At 50.2% G+C, this 14,222-nt stretch carries 16 protein-coding genes; 9 read left to right on the plus strand and 7 right to left on the minus strand.

What is annotated here, in order from left to right:
- Genes B8987_RS06745 through B8987_RS06755 form a run of 3 tightly spaced genes read left to right on the plus strand, consistent with a single transcriptional unit; the run spans position 1 to position 2,129 of the window.
- On the plus strand, positions 1–882 hold the full coding sequence (locus B8987_RS06745; protein ID WP_084661061.1) for a glycosyltransferase family 2 protein: 882 nt from the start codon (positions 1–3) through the stop codon (positions 880–882).
- The gene (locus B8987_RS06750; RefSeq protein WP_084661062.1) at positions 875–1,966 is read left to right on the plus strand and encodes a glycosyltransferase; all 1,092 of its coding nucleotides are present in this window, start codon (positions 875–877) and stop codon (positions 1,964–1,966) included. The genes B8987_RS06745 and B8987_RS06750 overlap by 8 nt, the downstream gene beginning before the upstream one ends.
- Positions 1,929–2,129 (plus strand): AAA family ATPase, encoded by a 201-nt coding sequence (locus B8987_RS06755; RefSeq protein WP_084661063.1) that lies wholly within the window; start codon positions 1,929–1,931, stop codon positions 2,127–2,129. The genes B8987_RS06750 and B8987_RS06755 overlap by 38 nt, the downstream gene beginning before the upstream one ends.
- Before the next feature lies 1 nt (position 2,130).
- On the opposite strand, the gene B8987_RS06760 is transcribed toward B8987_RS06755, so the two are convergent.
- Positions 2,131–3,420: an IS256 family transposase gene (locus B8987_RS06760; protein ID WP_084661064.1), complete on the minus strand. Its 1,290-nt coding sequence runs from the start codon at positions 3,418–3,420 to the stop codon at positions 2,131–2,133.
- Between the two features lie 223 nt (positions 3,421–3,643).
- Between B8987_RS06760 and B8987_RS06765 the strand changes: the two genes are divergently transcribed.
- Complete coding sequence (locus B8987_RS06765) at positions 3,644–3,892, plus strand: hypothetical protein (RefSeq protein ID WP_084661065.1); 249 nt, start codon at positions 3,644–3,646, stop codon at positions 3,890–3,892.
- Between the two features lie 57 nt (positions 3,893–3,949).
- On the opposite strand, the gene B8987_RS20125 is transcribed toward B8987_RS06765, so the two are convergent.
- From B8987_RS20125 to B8987_RS06780, 3 genes are all read right to left on the minus strand, one after another.
- Positions 3,950–4,714, minus strand: coding sequence for a Fic family protein (locus tag B8987_RS20125; protein ID WP_084661066.1), 765 nt, complete (start codon positions 4,712–4,714; stop codon positions 3,950–3,952).
- Between the two features lie 157 nt (positions 4,715–4,871).
- Positions 4,872–6,323: a flippase gene (locus tag B8987_RS06775; RefSeq protein WP_020375340.1), complete on the minus strand. Its 1,452-nt coding sequence runs from the start codon at positions 6,321–6,323 to the stop codon at positions 4,872–4,874.
- A gap of 434 nt (positions 6,324–6,757) precedes the next feature.
- Positions 6,758–7,117 (minus strand): hypothetical protein, encoded by a 360-nt coding sequence (locus tag B8987_RS06780; RefSeq protein WP_084661067.1) that lies wholly within the window; start codon positions 7,115–7,117, stop codon positions 6,758–6,760.
- 229 nt (positions 7,118–7,346) lie between these two features.
- Between B8987_RS06780 and B8987_RS19595 the strand changes: the two genes are divergently transcribed.
- Complete coding sequence (locus tag B8987_RS19595) at positions 7,347–7,517, plus strand: hypothetical protein (protein ID WP_020375342.1); 171 nt, start codon at positions 7,347–7,349, stop codon at positions 7,515–7,517.
- Between the two features lie 18 nt (positions 7,518–7,535).
- On the plus strand, positions 7,536–8,663 hold the full coding sequence (locus tag B8987_RS06785) for a sensor histidine kinase (RefSeq protein ID WP_084661068.1): 1,128 nt from the start codon (positions 7,536–7,538) through the stop codon (positions 8,661–8,663).
- Here B8987_RS06785 and B8987_RS06790 read toward each other — a convergent pair.
- Positions 8,636–9,319, minus strand: coding sequence for a response regulator transcription factor (locus B8987_RS06790; RefSeq protein ID WP_020375344.1), 684 nt, complete (start codon positions 9,317–9,319; stop codon positions 8,636–8,638). The two genes, B8987_RS06785 and B8987_RS06790, sit on opposite strands and share 28 nt — an antisense overlap.
- Positions 9,320–9,882: 563 nt before the next feature.
- Here B8987_RS06790 and B8987_RS06795 point away from each other — a divergent pair.
- On the plus strand, positions 9,883–10,620 hold the full coding sequence (locus B8987_RS06795; RefSeq protein ID WP_176213173.1) for a class I SAM-dependent methyltransferase: 738 nt from the start codon (positions 9,883–9,885) through the stop codon (positions 10,618–10,620).
- Between the two features lie 86 nt (positions 10,621–10,706).
- Here the strand turns inward: B8987_RS06795 and B8987_RS06800 are convergent, their stop codons facing one another.
- Positions 10,707–11,204: a PaaI family thioesterase gene (locus tag B8987_RS06800; protein WP_084661070.1), complete on the minus strand. Its 498-nt coding sequence runs from the start codon at positions 11,202–11,204 to the stop codon at positions 10,707–10,709.
- Positions 11,205–11,415: 211 nt separating this feature from the next.
- Here B8987_RS06800 and B8987_RS06805 point away from each other — a divergent pair, with 211 nt between their 5' ends.
- Positions 11,416–11,994, plus strand: a complete 579-nt coding sequence (locus B8987_RS06805; protein ID WP_084661071.1) for a putative glycolipid-binding domain-containing protein — start codon at positions 11,416–11,418, stop codon at positions 11,992–11,994.
- 163 nt (positions 11,995–12,157) lie between these two features.
- On the plus strand, positions 12,158–12,481 hold the full coding sequence (locus B8987_RS06810; RefSeq protein ID WP_084661072.1) for a hypothetical protein: 324 nt from the start codon (positions 12,158–12,160) through the stop codon (positions 12,479–12,481).
- A 331-nt stretch (positions 12,482–12,812) separates the two neighbouring features.
- Here B8987_RS06810 and B8987_RS19600 read toward each other — a convergent pair whose 3' ends face one another.
- Entirely contained in the window at positions 12,813–14,126 is a 1,314-nt protein-coding gene (locus B8987_RS19600; RefSeq protein WP_176213174.1) for a hypothetical protein, read from the minus strand.
- Positions 14,127–14,222: the final 96 nt, after the last annotated feature.

Below are 14,222 nucleotides of genomic sequence, written 5' to 3' on the forward strand. Positions count from 1 at the left end.
ATGGCATCGTCAAAACACTTGTCATTCTGCATTAGTACCAAAGGCCGTGACCACGACGTTCTTCGTTTGTGTGAATCGTTAAGCCAGCTGGTCTCATTAGGATTTGAGGATTGGGAGATCATTTTTGTCGATCAAAATGCCGATAGCCGGATTCAGCCGATTGCTGAAACGTACAGAAAACGCCTTCCCCAAGTCGATTACGTATCGACTCCCCATGAGCAAGGAGCATCAAAAGGACGCAATGTGGCTGCTGAGATAGCGAGGGGCCGCTGGCTCTTGTTTGTCGATGATGATGCCTGGATGATCCCAGGCGTCTTCAGCTTGATTACCCAACAGATTATCCCGGGTGATGAGGATATTCTGTGGCTTGGGCGCATGGTGGATCACAAGGGGCACCCTATCAAAAAGGAGTATCCCACAACATCCCGCTTTATCACAGATTCCAGGGACTTGTGGGCCGTGAGTGGCTTTATCCTGATCGCGCGCCGAGTCTGGAATCAAGTAGGCCCCTATGACGAACATTTGGGGGTTGGTACCCATTTTGGCGGCGATGAAGATACGGATTTGGTGTTACGGGCGATGGCACAAGGGTGCCGGATCCTTTTTGATCCCGAGCTGTGTTATGGTCATGTGCCCAATCCGCACCCATCTGATGAGAAGGTGCTCGGGTTAGCGCGCGGCCGGGGGGCGTTATTAAGAAAGTATGAAACCACGGCGTTCGGTCCTGGACTGAAGCAGGCACTTCGCAGCTACCTGTGGGAAATGAGGTGGAAGCGCCCTGTGGTCAGGGTCTTGGGGCAAAAAGAATCGGCTCATCATAAGGCCCTCATTTTATCCGGGGTGCCTCAAGGATACCGGGATTGGAGGGGGATCTATGGATAAGCCAAGGGTTATCATGCAAATCGCGGGATCATTAGGGATCGGAGGGGCGGAACGGGTGGCTATGGCACTCGCCCAATATGGACGTCAGCAAGGCTTAAAATCCGTTTATGTGGCCGCAACAAACCACCGCAATCGCGCGGCTTTTCGCCAACAATTGCGAGAGAAAGGGGTGTTGGTGTTTGAACTCGGGGGATCACTCAGAACAAAGTGGCGGGTGATGCGATCCATTGCGGCTCTCACCCGTCCTGATTTGATTCATGCCCATACGGAATTACCCGAACTTTTAAGTCTTGCGGCCAAAATGGCGGTGCCCGAAGCACAACTGGTGCGGACCTTGCATAATTCGGTGCACTGGCCAGGACACAAACTCCTAGGGCAAGGCGTTGATTTTTTGTACCAGTGGTGGGACGGTCATCAATTCGCCTGTTCTTCTGAGGTGGCCAAGGTGGGGGATGAGGTGATTCTCAACGGGATTCCCTGGTCTTGGTGCTACCCCCGCAAAAAGACGGGAGCGGTGGTTTTTGTCGGGCGCATGGAACCGCAAAAAAATCCGGGTGCAGTGATTCAGATTGTGGATCACGCACGAAAACAAGGCTATCCTCTTGAGCTCACCATGATCGGTGATGGCCAGTTAAAAGATGCGTTGATGGCGCATTATCAGGATTCCTGGATTCACTGGCTAGGAGCGGTGGATGATCCAAGACCCTACTTAGCCCAGGCCCAAGTGGTCCTCTTTGCCTCACATTTTGAGGGCTTTCCTTTGGTGGTGCTGGAAGCGTTAACGACATTGACATGGGTCTTAGCCCCCGACATGGCCGGATTCAGACATTTACCCTGGGTTTTCTGTTATCCCCGAAACGACCTGACACAAGCAGCCCTTGGCCTTGTATCCTTGCTGAATCAAGACCTGGGGCCCCTTTATGACTGGCGCCAAGTTTACCGGGACCAGTACGCCGACGAGGTGATGCTGGCCCGGTATTTTCACGCCTATGGCCAGTTACTGGCCACGCGACGGTCACACACGTCACAAGGAGGAAGATTAGCCCATGAACAAAATGCCGTCTCCTTTAGGTCTAGGAAGTGATTACCGGATTTATCTCATTGGTGCCCCAGGCAGTGGCAAATCATTTTTAGCCGAGCGCCTATCCCATGCTCTTCATATTGCCTGGCATGATTTAGATGGGGAGGATATTGATGGAGGTTGTCCCAAGCTTCGTGGAATTTCGCTAGCGCATCCTTTCTCGTGATTTATCCGATTTGCTCGGTTTTTTGTTCCGGCGTTTTGGAACACGTGGCTTTTAAGGCCGTTTGCAACACGGGAATCTCGCGATAGCCGGGGATCCGCGTCAACGTGTCTTCGATAAAAAAGCTCGCCGACGCCAACCAGCGTAAGACTTGTTGCCCATTGGTCCAATGTTTGACATTTTGCGCATGGGTCCGAAATTGACTGTTGATGGATTCCATGGCATTGGTGTTCGCCAACGTTTGGCGTAAGAGGCCCGGCAGGCCCAATCGATGGACGGTTAACGTTTCCGCCAGTCCTTCCCGGAGACTCCCAGCGGCGCCGGGATGATCCCGTTCGAGCTCTTTCGCGAGCGCTTCTAATGCCTGCGCGGCCCTGTCCGCATCCGGTTCTTGATACGCTTTCCGTAAGCGCTGGCGGACCCGATTTTCGGCCGATTTCGGCAGGTGGTCGAGCACATTCCGTTGCTTGTGGATTTGGCAGCGTTGGATGAGGACTTGGTCTCCCCAGACGTCGTGCACGGCTTTGGCTAAGGCCTTGGCCCCATCGATGACCACGAGTAATCCCTGCGCGGCCGTCAGGCCGCGAGTGATGAGATCCTGCAATAAGGCCATGACTACGGTATGATTTTCTGTCGCCCCTTCGACCAATCCCAAGACACGCTTGTGACCGTCCGCATCAATCCCTAAGGCGCCCACCACCAGATGGTCCGCTACACGCAAACCATCGATCATCACCACCACCCACGTCCGGTCATCCAACCGGCGCTGGAGAAAGCGGTCAAGGGCCTGTTGGGTGGCTTGGATAAAGCGGCGGCTCACCGTGCTTTTGCTGGGGCCTGGCTGCTCCATCGCGGCTTCAAAGGCTGCATCGGCATGGCGCTGTTGGCGGCTCGCTAAGCCATACAGCATGCGTTCCAGTACGGCTTGTGTCGCCAGCGTCGGGTCCTGAAACTGATGGTAGGTGTCTAACGGAATTTCCTCCGAGCCATCAGCGGCCCGCACCCGGGGGTGCGGAACGGAGATTTTGCGATCCCCCAAAAAGACGCTCCCGACTTCGGTCCCGTGTCGGACCGCTTGGCGTTGCGGATCATGACGGCCTTTAGGTCCCGCTAACTGCTCCACCTCGGCCGCCATCATCTGTTGCAAAACCTGCAATCCGACCCGGATCGACAGCGCCAATAACCCGTCTTCGGCATCCTGGAGGATGTCCACCCACGGCACCGTCACCGGCTGTTCGGGAAGCGATTTTTTCTTTATACTGGTACTCACTAGCGATTCCTCCTTATGATGGATCAGACCTCTCTAGTAAACCAGAGAGCCATCAGGATCGCTAGTTTCAATTTCCACGAAAAATGGGGCATTCTCTATTGATGCCCTACCTCTTTTAGAACGCATCACCTACCGTAAAGCATTACAACAACAAAAAGGTTGGATCTGTGAAGCCGTCAGCCAAAGTATTGGACGAGACTGGATTCAAGCGGCGGATATCACGATTGTCTTGACGACGCCTAGGATCGTGCGAATTTGGCGGGTGCTGTTTCGAGCCCTCTTAAAAACATTGGGATGCCAGTTCAAAGGCCAATGGGGAAAAGAAACCTGGGCTAGCTTGCGTTTTCGCCTTGGCATGACCTGGCGTTATGACAAAACGATTCTCTATCCTTTCTTGGAGGAGATACAAAGACTCGGATTGCCGGTTGTGGTTTTTGCTGATAACCAGGCAGCCTATGCGGCCGTGTTGGAGCGACTCACACAGCCGCTCGATTAAAAACAAGAGGCTCGAGACTGTTGGAAATCTCCGGCAAGATATTATAAGACCTGTTTATCACGAAGAACCGGACGGAGGATCCGCTGGAGGGTGCAAAATGCGTTCCGTGAGGTCAATCGTGCGCTCAATGCTTTGGATCACGACCTGCGTAATGGGAAGGTCATCTCCCATATCGGCTGCTTGTAGGGCGCTGTAATAGGCTCCACGCTGATCAGGCTCTAATAACGCCGGGGGATAGTGATGCCGCAATAACCAAAGATTCAGCAGGAGGCGTCCCGTTCGACCGTTCCCATCGACAAAGGGATGGATTGCCATCAGCTGCGCGTGTATCATGGCGCCCACTGAAACGGGATGACCTTTAGTGTGATCCCATTTATGAAAAAGAGATTCGACGAGCTCGGGTACCCGAATGGGATCTGGTGGGACCAAGTTGCTGCCGTGAATTGCTACGGGAACCGTACGAAATTGTCCAGCAATATCGGGACGGGAACGGCGCATCACGACGGCATGCAATGATCTTAACAGCCATGGGGTGATGGGGTCATCTCCACGTGCCCAAGTCTGCATGGCATCCCACGCCTCGGCGTGATCGATAGCTTCCAAATGATCCCGCAAGGGCTTGCCACCGACTGTAAATCCTTGTAAGACGAGATGGGTTTCGGCCAGTGTAAGGGTATTGCCTTCAATCGCGTTGGAGGCATAGGTTATGCGAATCCGCATGTCTTCGTCGATCGACTGCTGGGTATCAGGAGGCAGCGGATTAAAGTGGCGCCACACCGCGACTCGCTGATCCAGTAAGGCAAGAGATAGAGGCAAGTCCACCAGGAGCACTCCTTTTCGATGACGATATTCTCAATATTACCATTTTCAATGGTCTTTTTAAGGGGTGATGGTAGCGGCATGGGCTGTATAGGAACAGCGGAACAATTGGCTACCGGAATCCTTGAGTTTTTCTAAAAAAGCTAATGGTTCGTAGCCATTACGGCATAGAGGATGGAGGACTTGGCGTGTGATTTCTCACGAGTTGAGATAACGTGTACCAATCCTTTCGGGTGAGAGCTTTGGTCATGACCAACATGAGCGCGTATACCATCATCGCCAAAGGGATGCTAACAAACACGGAGCGGTAGGGGTTAACCCACCGCAAAAACCCGCCCATGAAAAGAGCACTCAATATGGTACGAAAAAGCCGTGAGATATTGGGGTAATAGGGTCCGAGAACTCGGAAAATTTTTGTCATCAGATACACGAGAATAAACAGTTCTGTGAACAAAATCGCCAGGGCCGATCCGATCTGGCCCCAGATGGGAATCAATATCACATTGAGCGTGAGATTGATCACAGCTCCCCACAAGACACCATGGGCAAAGGCTTTTTCGTGCCGGATAGCAATGAGAATATTGCCATAGTGCAAGGTGGTAAACACCGTGGCCCATGCCCATAGCAAAATCGCGAAGGGGACGGTCGCGGGTTGAAAATGATGTTGATAGATGGCCGCAATGATGGGACCTGCCAAGACACTGCCGCCTACCGCGGTGGGAATGACGACTATGGCCGCATAACTCAGGCTCTCACTGAGACGGTTGGTGAGAGCCTCAGGATGCTGTTCATACAAACGGGTCGCACTAGGCAGCAAGATTTGGCTGTAAACCGTAGTAAAGCTGGCGAGAAACAAGGGAATCCGGTAAGCCGCGTTATAATAGCCAACGGTTTGCATATTTATCCAATAACCGAGCAAAATGGTATCCACGCTATTATAAATTTGGGTCATAACACTTGAGGCGCTCAGGGGTAGCGCTTGTTTTATCATACGCCATGTCTTATGCCAAGACATCTGCCACAATATCTGGGTTCTTTGTCTTACTCCAATCCATTGCCACAAAACGGTTATGCCTGCACCAAATAGGGTGAGAAAGGGTACAATCGTCAGATTTCTTTGTGAATGAATGAATAAGATGATCAGGGCCACACGAAAACTCGTGCCCGTAATATAGGCCCACGCCGAAATATTGGTGAGACCCGCGGCAGAAAGAGCCCACGACAGGCTCAAGGCATTGATGATAATTTGCCATCCTAAAATCTTAACCACCACTTCTTGTGTTCCCAGAAGATGTAACGCGGGGAGCAGGGCGAGTAAAAGCAAATAACTAAGAACGGCTAATGTCATCATCACAGGAATCATTTGTCCAATGCTCGCCCCCAGCTCCCGACTTAACGCGCTTTCGCGCATGGCTAAAAGAGGGAGACCTAAACTTCCCAACAGCACAAAATAGGATACCAAGGAGGTGGCAAATCCTAATATGCCAAAGGATGTGGGACCTAAGACCCGAGCTAAATAGGAGATGGCGACAAAACTCATCAGGCTTTGAAGCAGTTTGCTCAGGGATAACCATCCGAGGCGCCCTAGTGTGGAGGAATGTTTTCTGGTCATGCCGTTCCGCCTTTCCTACACATGATTCCAGTGTAAAAAAAGCGAAAGGGACTCACATCATCCTTTGTAGGTGAACTGCGCTCTCACCCCTGAAATCATCCTCCCTGCTGGTGGGTGAATCCTTTTACAATGAAAGAGATAGACAAAGAACTTATTGCCAGCGGCTTTTCATATACACACACGAAATAGTCTCTGGAAGTTCTTCGGTGACTCTATCAAGTCTTTTGGATCATGCGGTTAAGACCTACAAAACAGGTATCAAGGGGTTCAGGTCACAAAGAGATCAACATGCCATCCCAACCACAACAGGACGGCGCAATCTTTAAGCATCATCCGCAATCTATCGTGTGTCTTAAAGAGATTCCCTTCCAAGAGGTTGTGCAATGTGAAGAGGAAAACGGACAAGGTAGCTCAAAAAGGTTTCAGGGCATCCTTTACAGGGATGAAGTGGTGGTATGAGAAAAGATTTGGGTGAGTGCGGCACGATTTTTAAGAGAAGATTTGTTTAAGAAGCTCAAGCGGTCATGGGACGGAAGAAAGTCTTGGATTTCTTTGTCCCAACTCATCACAATGACGTGAAGTGAAGGATAGGCCCTGAGCCATGCGGGCACCTGTTCTAACCCGAAAGACGCATCCAGTAATAACCACTGGGCTTCAGAGATTTGGGAATTGGTGAGCGTCTTGACTGGGTCCACTAATTCCCAAGCCAGTCCCAGCGCATTCAGTTGAGACGCCCACAGATCGTGTAGCATCAATTGGGGTTCTGCGATTAGGACGAGACCTGGTATTGCCAACAGTTTTCCTCTTTTCTTTAGAACCGATTAAAGTCAAGTCTCATTTTGCGTCTCATGAATATGGTCATTATGTCACAGACGATCGATAGACGCCAAGAATTTTTCGTCGAAAATTTACGCAAACATCAGGCAAACATTATGACTTTGTGAGGGGATAGCAAAATACCTTTTTTCCATTTTAGTTCTTTGACGACAGAATGAGTCATATCCCGTCATAGGATAGGAAGCAATGGTTGAAATAACCAAAAATGGCGTTGGATTTCGTCACAATGCTAGAGAATTCGTCGAACAATTTTTCCGCAATGAGGCAGGAATGGCGATTAATGATCGAGAAGGATCTGGATACCATATTTTTCTAGCGGTCCACGGTGCGACAATTTTGTATCTCGATCCGGTCTAAGAGAGGAGGTCGGAAAACATGACCTCAAATGTTTGGAACAGCCTTGTGCATAGCGCGCGCGATGCGGTGCACGTTGAGCGCGTATCCCTCTGGGAAGCCGATATGAATCAAGGACTCGCGCGGTTACTGGCTTCAAGTCACCATTCCGAAAAGATGGTGAAAGGTCAGGAAGTCAGGTTAAGCCAGCATGACCCTATCATCACCGGATTATGGCAAGAGGGGCAGTATCACGGGCCGGTTACGGATCACCGGGGATATCTTTATGCCTGCGCCATCAGATACCGGAAAAAGGCGACCTCTTACTACATACTAAGTTTCTATCAAAGTAAGGATCCGGTGAGTGCAGGACAAGTACACAAAGCGGGTCATTTTGTCGAACTGGTACAGGCATTGACGAAAGGATATACCGTGCGCCTTGGTCGGTTGCCCGTGAACCGTTATGCTTGGGCTTTTTGGCGCACGGAGGAACGCGTCCGCCAAGAAATTGCTGAAATCTTGCATGGACCGGTCCAAAGCCGCTTGCTCATATTGGAGAAGCAAGTGGCCGATGTGAAAAGACGCTATGAACAAGTCTTTGGACAGTCTTTGAGCGAACTGGCTGTGATCGAAGAACAATTACAACGTTTACGGGAAGATGATGTGCGCCAATTAAGTCACCGGTTGCATCCGGATTTGATTCGGGTGGGTCTGGGTCCCGCCTTACGCGTTTTGCAATCTTCCTACGAGTTGTGCTTGGATGTCCGTTTGGCAATGAGTCCAAGATTTTTGCAACTCGACTCGCTCGTCGATAACCGGATTTCCCCGTCTTTGCGTCTTGGTCTTTACCGCATTGTTGAAGAAGCTCTCAATAATGTGGTTCGTCACGGCAAGGCGCAACATGTGGTGATTTTCTTGGACTATGATCCGGATCAAGGCCTTTGGATGAAGATTCAAGATGATGGCGATGGGTTTGTAATATGGAAAAATGAGGGAGAAGGGATGGGCATGCGCATGATGAAGATGCGGGCCAAACACTGGGGCGGTTCTCTCAGTATTGTCTCGAAGCCGTTAGAAGGGACAAGCATTTGTGTAACGATTCCACCCGCCTGTTTTCTCATTGATAATGCTGCCGCGGCATCTTATGAATCCCATCTTGGCGAGTCATGATCTGAAGACAAGAACAAGAGAACGGCTTTGACACGGGCATGTTGTTCGGGATTGCTGCTTTCGATATGTAAGGTGGAATAGATGGTGGTTAGGTGATTTTCTACGGACTTTTCGGAGAGAAACAGAGCTTTGGCGATAGCGAGATTGGTGTATCCTTGGGCCACCAGGGCCAAAATTTGCGATTGTCTTGGTGTGAGGTCCTTTAAATGACTACTGCGGCGGCTTTGTGCCATTTTCACGAGTTCGGGATCGAGGACCATTAAGCCGGCGGCAGCTCCTTCAATGGCCCGTGTCAGTGTCGAAAGATCGCGTACTGAGCGTTTGAGCAAGTAAGACCAACCATGTAAGGAGGACTCTGGAAGGCTGCTTAAGAGTTCGGGGCGGGCATAATTGGACAACAGGACAATGCCGATATCGGGATTTAAGGTACGAAAGCGCATGGCGGTCTCGACTCCTGTCCATCCAGGTCCCAAGTTAATGTCGAGCAGGGCAACATCGGGTTGATCTTGAGAAAAGTGTTGGGTGGCTGTTTGCCCATCCGCGTAGGCACCGATGACGCGCACCGGGGAGATGTTCTCGAGCGATACGACCAACAAATCCCGGAGTAAATCTTCATCTTCCACGACAATGAGGCGTAATGCTTTGTGTTCGGTCATATAAAGGGACCCTGCCTTTCTTATACCAATACTCTCGTTGTACGGCTCCACGGCATCTTTCCAACCATGGACCACAGAGTCGATCATGATACCCGTGAAGTCCTAAAGTAGAAGCCATGATGAATTCTTTCTGAAAATATCTTTCTACCAGCATCTGCCTAACAATTTCTTCCTGACAACTTCTAGCATATATTAGACCTTATCCTTAAGGAAATGTCATGCTACGACAACGTCTCAAATTTTATTCTGCTGGGACCACTGACTTTATTGACTCTTTTTGGGGAGTAGAATGGCCTTTTGGACCAGCGCATCAACTTCCAATGCGGAGCGGATCATTTATCTTATTTAGCGTTTGGCGCCCTTGCTCTTAACTGGGGATAGTTCAGGGAATGACGGTTGCCGAATTGAACTTTGGGTTTAAAGATTTCATTGGGATGTCTTGTTATTTCGCGTATGATGAAAGAACGCGGGGATTTCAGAAAACTCATTCATCATGGCCGAAAAAACCCCTTCGATGGCGATATGCCTGATCGTTATGAAGCATTGGGAGGGAGATGAGAACGGTGAATTCCTCAGATGAATCGGTGCAGGAATACTTTGGGAGATATCATGAGGCCTACCGGAACAGTGAGTCCCATGCCCGGGGACAGGATTTAGCGCGCCTGATTGAGATATTGCATTTAGCGCCGAAAAGTCTGGTTCTTGATGCGGCTTGTGGAACCGGTCACACAGCTTTAGAGCTCGCACGGCAAGGACACCATGTGATAGGGCTTGATGTGACTCGAGAAATGCTCGAGGAAGCAGAAAGCTTGGCTCAACAAAGCCATCTGTCTATCCAGTGGGTCCAAGGCAATGTTCACCATTTACCATGGGAGCCTGATACCTTCGATGCGATCACGTGTCGACGGGCCGCCCATCATTTTTCCGATCTGGCCCATTTTTTACGCGAAGCTAAGCGGGTTCTTAAGCCTGGGGGACACTTGGGCATTTCCGATATGACGGCGCCATCAGATGCTATTGAGTGGCTTAATCAATTGGAACGCTACCGGGATGGGTCGCATGAGGCCGCCCGTTCGGCTAATGAATGGGCTCACCTTATTGCCGAAGCGGGTTTGGACCTGGTGACACTTAACGTTAGTGCCGAAATCATGACGGCCGAACAATGGCTCGCCCCTATTCCTCCGGATTCTCACGAAGGGCACCAGGCCTTGATGTTTTTGGCGGATCATCCTCCCGCGACGATTTTTAGGAACGGACAGTTTTATAAATACCGGCTTATTCTGGCTGCTGTGAAAACATAACCCTCGTGGCCATCAGCTATGATGGGAAAAGACCTTTCCTTACCGAGTGACGGGCTGGTCTTGGATATTGTTACCGAATGCTGCAATTAGATGGGGGGTCTCATTGTTGTCGGAGCCAAAACCGCAACCACTTCGCTTTTGGCACACAACGTGTCCCCAGCATAGACATCACTATGCACAATGACTTTACGTCGGCCGATTTCCACAATGCGGCCGCGGACCGTGAGTCGTTGCCCGAGCGGGGTCGGTTTTACAAAGTCAATTTTTAAAGACGCGGTCACGCAGCGGGGAACAGGGGCGGCATCTCCTAATTCATGACCGTCTTGGCGGTATAAGGCTAAGGCGGCCGATCCCGTACTATGACAATCCACTAAAGAGGCTAGTAGTCCTCCATAGACAAAACCGGGAACCGCGATATGTTGTGGGAGTGGGATATATTCGGTGAGAGTTTCTTCATTGTTCCACCGAGTACGAAAATGGTGGCCATGGTCATTTAAGCGGCCACAGCCGTAACACCAGGCAAAGTCATCGGGGTAAAAATCTTGTACGGCAAAAAACGATTTTTGATTGTTGGTATCTTCCACAGTTTATGGCCTCCGCTGTCGGGATTTTGGATCTATGGTACGGGATCATCCGAACATCTATCAACAAAAAGTTGCTCTTTTGTGATAATAGAGGAAAATGCCCGAAATATTGGTGATAAATGAGCTTTTTGTATGGCGTTGGTGTGGGTGTAAGGGCTGTCCTGCAAGTATCAATGAACCTTGAGGAGCCAGTGCAAAGGAAGGCAAAAACGTGTATACAGTATTATGGTCGTCATTTGATGGTGCTCAAAAAGAATATTGTCTGGTGAAAGATGATCCGGTCCTTGGTCTAAGGGGTCAAATTATCAGCTCGGGTACGGCAGATAACCCCGAACCCTTATGGGTCTCCTATGAGGTAGAATGTTTTGAAAACGGTATGACGCGTCTCGTGAAAGTCTTTTCCCGAGGTGCTGAAGGTCAAGGACATACACTTCACTTAACGCATTATCCAAATGGCCCATGGTTTGCCAATTCCCAATTACTGCCAGACTGTGATGGATTGGATGATGTCGACTTGGGTATTACTCCCTCAACCAATATGTTGGCCATTCGGCGCCTTGATTTAGCGCTGGAACAAAGCCGAGATATTTCGGTACTTTGGATACGATTTCCTGATTTGCACATCGAAATTCTAAGACAGCGTTATACCAGCATAGGGACATATACTTACCGTTACGAATCGTTAAATAGTGGCTATCAAGCAGATTTGGTTCTGAGCCCTCTTGGCATTATCACGCAGTATGGGAACCTGTGGACAGGTCGTATTTGGCCGGATTTTCCCCACTCTTAATTAGTGACGGTTATTTAATGACGCTCCGGAAATTTTCGACGAGTTGGGACGGGAACTTTTGATCTGCCAATCCAAATTGATGGAACAGGTAACCTTTGAGCTTTGGCAAGCGTGTTACGTGTATAAGAAGTTTTTGGGAGGCAACGAAAGAAGGCGACGGATCGTGCGGCGTATGGTGGTTCCGGGACTTTTGGGCCTTGGTTTGGTGTTGGCTATAGGAGGATGGGTGACCGTCTCTAAAATGAATGCCTCGTCCTTGTCTTTTCGGTGGGGTCCGTTGGTGGTTACCCCAACACCCCCGTCGCCCGGATTTAATCCTTTAACGGCGACTAATGCGGAACTGCGTGCTAACGGTTTTCCTGAACGTCCTCTTGGTCCTGTGCCTAAATGGTGGTTAAACGCGGTTGAGCATGCCCATCATTGGGTTTATCCCCACTTTACCTCTCATCCTTCGACTACTGGGGGAAGCATGGCCACGAAAAAATAACAGATCACGCCGTGCGGGGCGTGATCCCAATAAAAAATACCCGGGCGAAAAAGGGTCCTCATACGTTATTGCGATGGGCCTCATTTTAACGTTCTCATCGTTTGATTGGCTGCAGGGATCGCTTCAGCGCCGTGCAGGCTTTCAATAATCACTCGGTGGTGTGCCATTGTGTGAATCAGCTTACGGTGAAGTGGTTGGGGGTATGAATGTCGGCACACATTGCGAACAACGAGGAGCGTGTATGGTGCTGTTCCTCATATTTAGTAAAACTTCCATTTAGTTTAAAACTCGAACCACAACCCGACACGCCCTTCGCTGATGGTGTTCGTGGTTAGTTTCCTACTACCCATGCATTCAATGAACCGGCAGTTAAAGTTCCTGTTCCTGCTGCTTGCACAGAAACCGTATATGTTTGTCCTTTTACGACAGAAAACGATCCTACCGGTGTCACACTAGTATATCCCCCACTGATGGGGATATCATTAATAAACTCTTGAAAGGGTTGAGTACTGCCTTTTGCGGCTGGGAGACCGTGGCCGTTGACCAAAAACCATCCTTGAAGCGCGTCACCGACCGCTCCACTATCTGTTAAGGAACTCTCCATCATGAGGGTACCCGAGAACTGTGGCGTGATCGTGACCGACATGACCGTTGTGCCTGATGTTCCGAGTGCTACCGTGTTGGTTAACAGTGTAGCTGCGCCTGCTGTAGGTCCTGGCGGTCCTGCGGGTCCTTGAGGACCGGTTGGTCCCTGGGGTCCTTCGGGCCCACTGGGTCCCTGGGGCCCTTGCGGGCCGGGTGGGCCGACTAATTTGGTTCCTTGCGTGGGCCAGCCATGAGCCGTCTTAGGACCATAGAGCGTTTCGTTAGCTGTATCGAGATAAAAATCGCCCACAACACCTAGCGTATTTTGGGGAAGGGTACTTCCGCTTAACACTGAGGTGCCATTTCGTCCTGCGGGGCCTTGCGGGAGACTGACCGAAATCTTAAGCGGTGAACTGAAGACGGCACCGTACATTGTGGCAGGTGCCGCCGGTGACTTGGCATACGCAATGATTTTGTATGTCCCAACATCCCGCGGTACCAGGGTAAATGTATTCGCCGTACTGTAATGTTGCCCAAGTCGCCACTGTCCTTTCGGACTCCAATACCAAAATTGATATACCGGATGATAAATATGCTGCGAAGATGCGCGAATCGTTATGGGCTGATCTACCCAAGATGATAATGCCGAAGACGAGAGCTTGACACCACTTTCAACAAACACACTGGCAGTTGACGAAGATTGTACTAGTGACCATTGATGAGCTTGAACTTCATTGGCGCTTAAAACATCGGCCAGAACTAGGTAGTTTCCTTGCTGAACGGGGCCTAACGTGAACGTGGGACGCTGACTATAGTTTTGCATTGCTATCCATGTTCCGTTCGGTTTTTCAACCCAAAATTGGTACAAGGGATCAGGCATGTCCTGTGCGCTGGCGCGAAAAGTCACAGTCGCCCCTGATTGAACGATACTGCGTTGCGGAGTTAAGGTCACGTATGGCATTTTTGGGGTATCAAAGGCAGTTACTGATTTTTCCCTTAACAATCCTAGGCTAGTGACGATTATTCCCAAGGTGCTGATTTCTACGATACGACGAATCATCTAAACGTTTTCCTCCTACATGATTCACAAAATTATCGGGTACGTAAGGTCCGCGTCACGAATCTTTTGGGTAGACATTTGTTCAAATGTAGCAAA

The organism is Sulfobacillus thermosulfidooxidans DSM 9293 (genome assembly GCF_900176145.1).
GTDB classification, from domain to species: domain Bacteria; phylum Bacillota; class Sulfobacillia; order Sulfobacillales; family Sulfobacillaceae; genus Sulfobacillus; species Sulfobacillus thermosulfidooxidans.